The organism is Silvanigrella sp. (genome assembly GCF_044369315.1).
Lineage (GTDB): Bacteria > Bdellovibrionota_B > Oligoflexia > Silvanigrellales > Silvanigrellaceae > Silvanigrella.
In genome coordinates this window covers 1-7,773 of sequence record NZ_JBIPMD010000163.1, presented here as the reverse complement: position 1 = coordinate 7,773, position 7,773 = coordinate 1, and the positions used below count along the sequence as shown (strand labels likewise).

11 protein-coding genes are annotated in these 7,773 nt (G+C 29.7%); 4 read left to right on the top strand and 7 right to left on the bottom strand.

Features of this window, described 5'->3' with window-relative positions; genetic code table 11:
- Positions 1-101: 101 nt before the first annotated feature.
- The 7 genes from ACIQ56_RS12210 to ACIQ56_RS12180 all read right to left on the bottom strand — a co-directional run bounded on the left by ACIQ56_RS12210 (position 102) and on the right by ACIQ56_RS12180 (position 4,624).
- The gene (locus ACIQ56_RS12210; protein WP_397601339.1) at positions 102-539 is read right to left on the bottom strand and encodes an AAA family ATPase; all 438 of its coding nucleotides are present in this window, start codon (positions 537-539) and stop codon (positions 102-104) included.
- A gap of 296 nt (positions 540-835) precedes the next feature.
- Positions 836-1,486 (bottom strand): GDSL-type esterase/lipase family protein, encoded by a 651-nt coding sequence (locus tag ACIQ56_RS12205; protein WP_397601338.1) that lies wholly within the window; start codon positions 1,484-1,486, stop codon positions 836-838.
- A 102-nt stretch (positions 1,487-1,588) separates the two neighbouring features.
- Positions 1,589-1,783: a hypothetical protein gene (locus ACIQ56_RS12200; protein WP_397601337.1), complete on the bottom strand. Its 195-nt coding sequence runs from the start codon at positions 1,781-1,783 to the stop codon at positions 1,589-1,591.
- Positions 1,784-1,804: 21 nt separating this feature from the next.
- Positions 1,805-2,371 (bottom strand): hypothetical protein, encoded by a 567-nt coding sequence (locus ACIQ56_RS12195; RefSeq protein ID WP_397601336.1) that lies wholly within the window; start codon positions 2,369-2,371, stop codon positions 1,805-1,807.
- Positions 2,372-2,444: 73 nt separating this feature from the next.
- The gene (locus ACIQ56_RS12190) at positions 2,445-3,458 is read right to left on the bottom strand and encodes a hypothetical protein (protein ID WP_397601335.1); all 1,014 of its coding nucleotides are present in this window, start codon (positions 3,456-3,458) and stop codon (positions 2,445-2,447) included.
- A gap of 25 nt (positions 3,459-3,483) precedes the next feature.
- Complete coding sequence (locus ACIQ56_RS12185; protein WP_397601334.1) at positions 3,484-4,038, bottom strand: DUF4365 domain-containing protein; 555 nt, start codon at positions 4,036-4,038, stop codon at positions 3,484-3,486.
- Positions 4,039-4,060: 22 nt separating this feature from the next.
- The gene (locus ACIQ56_RS12180; RefSeq protein ID WP_397601333.1) at positions 4,061-4,624 is read right to left on the bottom strand and encodes a hypothetical protein; all 564 of its coding nucleotides are present in this window, start codon (positions 4,622-4,624) and stop codon (positions 4,061-4,063) included.
- 364 nt (positions 4,625-4,988) lie between these two features.
- Between ACIQ56_RS12180 and ACIQ56_RS12175 the strand changes: the two genes are divergently transcribed.
- Genes ACIQ56_RS12175 through ACIQ56_RS12160 form a run of 4 tightly spaced genes read left to right on the top strand, consistent with a single transcriptional unit; the run spans position 4,989 to position 7,670 of the window.
- Positions 4,989-6,029 (top strand): tyrosine-type recombinase/integrase, encoded by a 1,041-nt coding sequence (locus ACIQ56_RS12175; RefSeq protein WP_397601332.1) that lies wholly within the window; start codon positions 4,989-4,991, stop codon positions 6,027-6,029.
- On the top strand, positions 6,030-6,536 hold the full coding sequence (locus ACIQ56_RS12170) for a hypothetical protein (RefSeq protein ID WP_397601331.1): 507 nt from the start codon (positions 6,030-6,032) through the stop codon (positions 6,534-6,536). It begins immediately after the preceding gene.
- A 15-nt stretch (positions 6,537-6,551) separates the two neighbouring features.
- Positions 6,552-7,331, top strand: a complete 780-nt coding sequence (locus ACIQ56_RS12165; protein WP_397601330.1) for a hypothetical protein — start codon at positions 6,552-6,554, stop codon at positions 7,329-7,331.
- 54 nt (positions 7,332-7,385) lie between these two features.
- Entirely contained in the window at positions 7,386-7,670 is a 285-nt protein-coding gene (locus ACIQ56_RS12160; RefSeq protein ID WP_397601329.1) for a hypothetical protein, read from the top strand.
- The last annotated feature ends 103 nt before the right edge of the window (positions 7,671-7,773 follow it).

Sequence of the window (7,773 nt, the reverse complement as noted above, 5' to 3'; positions counted from 1 at the left end):
AAGTTTACTACAATCGTGTTAGAAAGCATTCGTCGAATGGATATCTGTCTCCAGTTATATTTGAAATAACTAGACCAATGAAAAAGGTCGGTTAATTGTGTCTATAAAATTGGGGGAAGATCATAGTCATCAAATATTTTTAACCTTTGTTTTGGATTTATACCAATTTCCTCTATTGATCCGGCAGGATAAAAGTCAATTGAAAAATTCTTTCTGAAATCTTCAATCGTGATAGACTCATCTTTGTCGTTTTTTATTACAGGAGAAGAACCATTTGATTTACTTAATGTGATTTTTCTTTCATTATTATCTTTAAAAGTTATATTTAAAGTAGCAGATTTCAGATTTGTTTTTATAAGGGTATTTATCTCTTTGGAAATTTCTTCATCTTTACTTATTGCCCAATTAATAAGGCTTAGTATTGTTGTTTTTCCAGATCCTCTTCCGCCCATTATGCAATTCAGTTTAGAATCAAAATCAATTTTAATGCCACTTTCAAAAAATGATGGTTGCGAAATTGATAGACTAGAAATAATCATTTATCCTCCCTGGAAAATTTAATGTCATTATTTATATATCTGTTTTTTTAAATATCAGCAAATGTATTATTAAAAAAATCAATTACTTACAAATAATTATTGAAATAACTGTCTTTATGTTTACATTTACTTAGAATTCGTTACATTATATGTGATATCGTAAGGAATGTTAACTTAGGGTTATAAGTTCACATAATAATCAAAAAAAAAGAATTACAAATTAACAATATATAATTTCTTTTTAATAGAGTTAATACTTGCTAAAAATGAGTTAATATATGTTTCTATTTACTTTTTCAAACTTTCATCAGAATTACTTTTTCAGCTATTCTATTTCCAATGATATTGCATGAATTGGAATCTAGATGAATACCATCTATCATACTTGATTGTATATAAAGCCCCGAATCTAAAAACTCAAATTGCATTTCAATAGATAAATCAAAATATAATTTTGATAATTCTTTTGATTTTTTTATTGCATCATAATTAAATTCAGGATGTGAATTTTCAGTAATTGGTGGTGGACAAATAACTAAAACTTTAGGAGCAGATGCATTCTTGCCTGACACTGATTCATTTATAAGAGTAACTATTTTTTGCAAACCTTTTTTAATCTCAAAAGAAGATCGATTAAATTGATTTTTTGTATCATTGGTTCCAAGCCATACAATAATTAAATCAATTGGATAATGAATTTCAAGACTAAATTCTAAAAAAGCAAATCCGTTTCTAAAAGGTCTACCTGGGTTAATTTCATCTAAATCAGTAGTACGACCGTTTATTCCATCAAAAAATACTTCGTAATCATCGCCAAGTTTCTCCTGCAAAACAGTTGTCCAAAGTTGATTTTTCTCATGCCTTTTTGCTAATTTTGTTTCGCTATTAAAACTTCCAGGAACAAACCCCCATACATTTGAATCACCATAACACAATATTCTTTTCATTTTTCCTCTAATATTAATTAATTAATCGAAATATATAAATAAATTAAAAACTTATTTTTCACTGTTTTTTTTATCTTTTTTGAAATAAATTCATTAGACATATTAGATTAATTTAACTTTAATTATATCTAATATTTTTAATTTTAAATGGGTTTGATGTTTCTTTTCAAAATACTCTTTTATCAAATCATCATCTTCTATTCTGGGCTTTTCATAAGCTTCTTGAAAATAAGAAAAAAGCTCTTCAATTTCTCTTGTTTTTTGCATCTGATTATTATTTTCAGTATTCTTTTTCATTTTAATCCTCGTATTTTTTTCTTAGATTGGTATACTCCAACATCTTGATTTTATGCCTTGTGCAAATCGTTTTTCTCCTTCTGATATTGCACCTTTAATTTTTTTTAAAAATTGCGAATGATTGTTCATATATTTTGTGCCTTTGTAAATTTCATTAAGTTTAAAGTGCTGATTTGCAATAATTACTCTCTTATTTTCTACTAAAATACCATGAGTTTTTAAGTGCAATATTATATCTTCTTTTGATAAATCATGTTGCATTGTGTTATGTATTATACAATCAACTAGAGATTTTATAGTTAAATATTTATCATGAATATTAATTAAATGCCTAAATAGGTGCGTAATGCATTCGGTATTACTGTCTTTAAATGATTGAATCTGAGTATTATTTGGATTTCCAGTATATTCTTTTGTATTTGTGTTTATTTTATGTGAAAGTAATTTATTATTGTTGTCGATTTTATCAAATTCAATTTCTAATTTATCACCAATAATAATTTTTATCTTTTTGTTGAAAGTTTCGCTTATTTCAATATTTGTCTTTGAAAAATAAGAGTCTTTTCTTATTTCATTATTAATTCTCATAAGTATTATTTTTGACTTTCTAAGTTCTTTTTTAGAGAAAGGTCCTCCGATCTTTGAAAACCTGAGTTTTTAATCATGAGATGATTTCTAACTCAGATATATCCGCTATTCTTGAAGGACGTGTACCAGGTATTTGAGTACCTTTAGCTCTGATTTTTTTCTTAGGGGGTAATTCCGCATCTCTTGCTTTTAAATAAAAGTCATAATTGTTTGTTTGTAAAATAAAATCTAATTTTGATTTAGTATCTATAAAACTTCCACTTATTCTTATAGTAGCAGCATTATCTTTTTCATTCCAACCAAGAAGTTTAATCGTTCCCTCTACCTCAACAATTTTTTCTTTTTCTTCACTCGTAAAACTAGAAGAAAGTTCTTTCACATAAGAGCAAAATTCTTTATTCACTTTACATTCAAAAACTTCAGTTCCACTTGCAAAAGATATTTCAACTCCTTCTTTATCAGCAATGTTTGTAAGAAATTCGAATGAATTTAAAAAATTTGAGCTAACTCCTTTTTCAGCAAGATTAGTATGCTCTGCAGAAGTTGGGATCGATTCTGAATTTACGAGTTGCGATGTGGTTTTTAAAGCTTGTTGAGTGAGATCGAGTATCCCTGTTTCCTCTGGAATAAGGATGGTAACAATGTAGCTACCCTCTTTAGTAGGAATTTCTTTACATTCATTTAGATTTTCTGTTGCAAAGTCTTTTGTACCTGGGTGAACTAATTTTTTCTCAACTCTTGAATGAGAAGTAGCTGTAATTATCTTTTTTGCAGTATTTCTAAGATTTAATGATGTTTCAATATCAATTTCTCCAGTTTTATTTGGAATCCGAATTTGCATGACTCCTTGCTTTAAGCAAAATAAATCTAGGAATGACTCTTTAGGTTTATTATCTTTTTCTGCTAAAAATGTAATTGCATCTTTAAAATATCTATCTGCTCCTGGAATGGAATCATCATATAATTCAAGAATTCTTTTTGAATCAGTGTTTTGAAAGAAAAAAAGTTTATTATCAATATTATCAAAAATTTCCCAATTGCTATTTTGGAGATAACCCGAAATTCGACTAAATGTTGAAGTTGTCATAATATCTTTCCTTTAATTTAAAGATTTAGGTATTAATTTTCATTCTTTGATTTAAATACTCTCTATATTTTTCAAAAGTATCAAATTCTGAAATTGAATTTTTTAAAAATTCAGCAGAAAAGATAGAATTTTTTTGAAACTGTAATGTTGGTTTTAATTCATTCATGTTTGAACTTATGATTTCATAGTGGAATCCACAGTTTCTAAGTATTGTATTAAAATCAATGTTTTCTTTAATATGCTCAACCCACTTTTCTTTCTCTTTAGGAACATGTATAAGTATAAAGTAAAATGGATCACTTAGAACTCTCTTTTTAATATGTTCAATATGTTCTTTGCAGATTTGATACGAAATGAATTTTTCCGTATTAGTTACGGGAGAATCTGTACACTTCAATTGTAAATCAACCTTATGGCTCTTATATCTCCCGTCAGTAAATTCAATTTTGGTTTCTATTGTAGCGTCCATAAGATCTTTATCTACATTCCAGCTTGCAATTTTCCAACCCGCTTGGCTTGTAATTGCAAGAAGATATGCGTTACTAAATTGTTCTTTCCATTGAGAATCATAATTAGACATCAAAACAATCCTTTGTTTATATTTAAAATAAGCCCGTATTTGGTGTAACCATATCGATAAATGTTTTTAAATCTTTTTTATTATTGAGACGAATTGTGATTTCGCTTGCTCCTGCTTCATGAAATGCGACACGACAATGAAACCCAAGGGCTTCTTTAATTTGTTTTTCAGCCGCCATTGCTTCAATTATATTTGTAGTAACACTAACATCAGGAGGGGTTTCTTTATTCAGTTTCTTTTTTTGCAATGATGAAGTCTTTTTAGGGAATTTAGGCTTGCTCCCAATTCCATCTTTTGCCATGCGTGTGACTTCAGAGCGCAAGAGTTTAAAAGAATCTTTTTCACAAGTACTACGTTTTGAAGCAAATTGATTGACTAAGATTTCACGGGTAAAAATCTCAGGATTTTTCTTAATGACAAGTTTTAAATCCTCTGGAATTTTTGCAAGCCAAATCGCACGGCTTACAACTTGCGCAGGGGCTTTAAACTTTGTAGCGATTGTTTGTATGGGCATTCCTGAAAGGAGTTCATTTCTCCAGATAGTGCCCTTTTCAAGAATTTTAATTCCAGCGCATCCTTTGCTCATGAAAATGTTCCTTCCTTAGTCAATGGGAGGGGTTTGGACATCCACTTTGGCAAAAATTCCCTAAATTCCGTCTTTTTAACGTCTTTTTAACGTCTTTTTCCCCTTTCATCATACAAAAAACCTATGGTATTACAAGAAAAGTATAAATTTTCTTTTTGAACTTTCCTTCTTCCTATGGTTTTTTCTTTCCAATTCCATTTTTATTGTCCCATAATGTATATTATGCGACTTTGTCCCTTTCGTGGTGACAAAAATTTATCTGGATACATTTAAGTGACACTTTGAATACATGGACAGCTTTAAATTATAAAAGTATACATGAGTGTGACAAAAATTTTTAACGTGCTCAAAAAGGCACATTTGGATGGGGGTAGGGATGCCTGAAAGTGAAAATCGCTCAAAAATTGAGCATTCATTGGTTCGAGTTGAGGGGGCTTGTCGTATCAACTTTGATTTTTACCCACCTGAAATCGCCTTAAAATGCGCCCAATTTTTAGGCAGCTATGTCTCTGAAAATACAATCAAAAATTACGCCAGGCATTTAAGGTCCTTCTTTGAATTTTGCAGGGAAAAAAGCCAACCTATCTCTAAGATCCTAGAAATACAAAGGGATCATGTGGATGCTTACAAAAGGTATCTTGTGGGGAAAAATCCTCCTGTAACTGTCTGCGCAAAATTGGCTCCTGTACTGTCGTTTTTGAAGTTCTGCCATCAAGAGGGTTGGACCGATAGAAATGTGGGTTCTGCTATAAAGCTCCCAAGGGTTCAGAAACACAAGGGAAAAACAGAAGCCCTTTCCGAAGAAGAAGTTGGGGGAATTTTAGAAACCCTTGAGAAATCTTATTTACTGGCAATGAATCCTTTGAAACAAAAAGATCATTATAAAGCTTGGTTGCGGTTTGTTGTTTTTAGCACGCTTTCGCATGTTGGAATGAGGGCAACGGAGCTTTGTTCTCTTAAAATTATTGATCTCGATATTAGTGGAAAACTTCCCAGGCTCCACCTGAAAATAAAAGGAGGTATGCTGCACTCTCCACTGATAAGTGATGAACTGGCCGCTTTACTTAAAAAATATATTGTTACTTTAAGACCACTTGCAAAACCTGAAGATTCCCTTTTTACATTAAGCCCCTATTCAAAAAGACCACTTTCACGGGATTATTTAGCTCGTTTAGTTACTACCATTGCAAAAGAAAATGGAATCTCAAAAGAAATCAGTCCACACAGTTGTAGAGCCACAGTTGCAAGCCATCTTCACAGAAACGGAACTTCGCTATCGGAAATTCAAGACCTTTTAGGTCACAAGTCCATGATGACAACGATGATGTACATCCGCAAAACAGATGAAGAAAAAGAGAGTGCAAGCAGGAAAGTAAAATACAGCAAAGTAACAAAGGAGGACTGAATGTGGGATAGGTTGATTCATATTGCAAATGAACATTTTGGAAAAATATCAATTTCATTAGCATCTCTAATTGTATTAGTTAAATTTATTTTAAAGCTATTTTCAAATAGAACACATAAAAAAAGAATGGCAAGACTCGAAAAACTCTATAATGATAATAGTAATTTCAAATTTCCATTTGGTGCTGAAGGTATTCAAGATTTAGAGGTTGTAGATTATATAAATAGATTACTAACTCCTAATAAACCTCAAGGTTCTATAAGATTTTTTAGAAGTCAAAAGATTTTCCTAAATAATGGAAGTAAAGTTGTCTTAAATAATGTTGAAATTCCTCAAGGATATGGGACTTATGAAATTATTAATGACAAAAAAATACAATTAAATATATACGATGAAAAATCAAAAAAGTATAGCTATGCTTATATATACAAAGCTAATAATGTAAATTATGATAAATATCAAAGCAAAGAAATTTTTGAAAAAATTATAAATTGGAAAAACAAATAAAATAAGGAATAAATTATGACTATAGAAGAAACAAACACATCAAAAATTGACCCAAGAATCCAGTTTCGTTGCACCTCTGTAGAGGAGCGAGATTTTTTTCAAAATGAAATTAATAAATCAGGAATGAAGCCCCAGCAATATTTTAAAGCTGCTGTTGAAGCATTTAAAATGCAAGAACTTCCAGAAGAAAGCGAACAGAAAAAAGCTCTTGCAGAAGTCGATGTGCTTACTAACCGATTGAATCAAATTAACCGTTCGCAGCTTATTATTGCTTTTGAAATGCAAGATCAGGCTAAAAAAGAATTGCAGGAACTTAACCTTGAGAGGGAAAAGTTTGAGGAATATAAAAAATCCTTGGAAGTAAAACTATGGGAAGAATTTGATCATAAAAGTAAAAATATAGAAGCTCAATTTAATACTGCACTTGCACAAAAAGAAGAACGCCAAAAACAAGAACTAGAAGAAAAAGAAAAGGAAATACTTTCTCTAAGGGAAGAAATTGAGAATCAAGGAGCAAAATATAATAAACTTCTAAATGACTATGTTGTTCTAAATAAACAATTTGATGATAAAAACAAATTAAATATTGCTTATGAGGAAAGAGAATATGAAGGTAAGAAAAAAATCATGGAATTCGAAGACAAATTGAAGAAACATGATATTTTAATAGAAACTATTCATAAACTTGAAATTCAAAATGCAGTACTGAAATCTCAAAATGAAAATTTAAACAATCAGTTATTAAAGCTTGAAATAAAAGAAATAAAAGAAATAAAAGTGCAAGATACAAATTAAATATATGGAGTACATAACAACATATATTTAAATCAATTTTTTAAGGAATTCAATATGTTTTCAAAAAATATGCGGAATTATTTTAACGAGATATTTAAAATTTTTACTTTTAAATTTGATAAAACATTATATAGTGGATTCAAACCAATAATTTTAGAAGATAATTTTAATTCTAAAGAAATAGCTAATCAATTAGAAAAATATGTGTTTAAATTTGATAGTTCTAAGAATCAAATAGATAAGATTATTTCACGACTTTACTCAATTGACCCAATCAAAGATAAAGATAATGTTATTCATTTTTATCAAATATATTATGATCCTCCCCTAAGAAAGTAGACACCCAGATCCGAAAAAAACTTATAGGAAAGAGGTGTTGAAATGGTGTTAACCAAAAGAAGGTATACAAGCGAATTCAAGCAAGGGGCGATTGAGCTTACAA

Bases quoted from the DNA above. Each gene is read 5' to 3' on its own strand.
- ACIQ56_RS12210 (WP_397601339.1), bottom strand. From the start codon at position 539: ATGATTATTTCTAGTCTATCAATTTCGCAACCATCATTTTTTGAAAGT.
- ACIQ56_RS12205 (WP_397601338.1), bottom strand. From the start codon at position 1,486: ATGAAAAGAATATTGTGTTATGGTGATTCAAATGTATGGGGGTTTGTT.
- ACIQ56_RS12200 (WP_397601337.1), bottom strand. From the start codon at position 1,783: ATGAAAAAGAATACTGAAAATAATAATCAGATGCAAAAAACAAGAGAA.
- ACIQ56_RS12195 (WP_397601336.1), bottom strand. From the start codon at position 2,371: ATGAGAATTAATAATGAAATAAGAAAAGACTCTTATTTTTCAAAGACA.
- ACIQ56_RS12190 (WP_397601335.1), bottom strand. From the start codon at position 3,458: ATGACAACTTCAACATTTAGTCGAATTTCGGGTTATCTCCAAAATAGC.
- ACIQ56_RS12185 (WP_397601334.1), bottom strand. From the start codon at position 4,038: ATGTCTAATTATGATTCTCAATGGAAAGAACAATTTAGTAACGCATAT.
- ACIQ56_RS12180 (WP_397601333.1), bottom strand. From the start codon at position 4,624: ATGAGCAAAGGATGCGCTGGAATTAAAATTCTTGAAAAGGGCACTATC.
- ACIQ56_RS12175 (WP_397601332.1), top strand. From the start codon at position 4,989: ATGGGGGTAGGGATGCCTGAAAGTGAAAATCGCTCAAAAATTGAGCAT.
- ACIQ56_RS12170 (WP_397601331.1), top strand. From the start codon at position 6,030: ATGTGGGATAGGTTGATTCATATTGCAAATGAACATTTTGGAAAAATA.
- ACIQ56_RS12165 (WP_397601330.1), top strand. From the start codon at position 6,552: ATGACTATAGAAGAAACAAACACATCAAAAATTGACCCAAGAATCCAG.
- ACIQ56_RS12160 (WP_397601329.1), top strand. From the start codon at position 7,386: ATGTTTTCAAAAAATATGCGGAATTATTTTAACGAGATATTTAAAATT.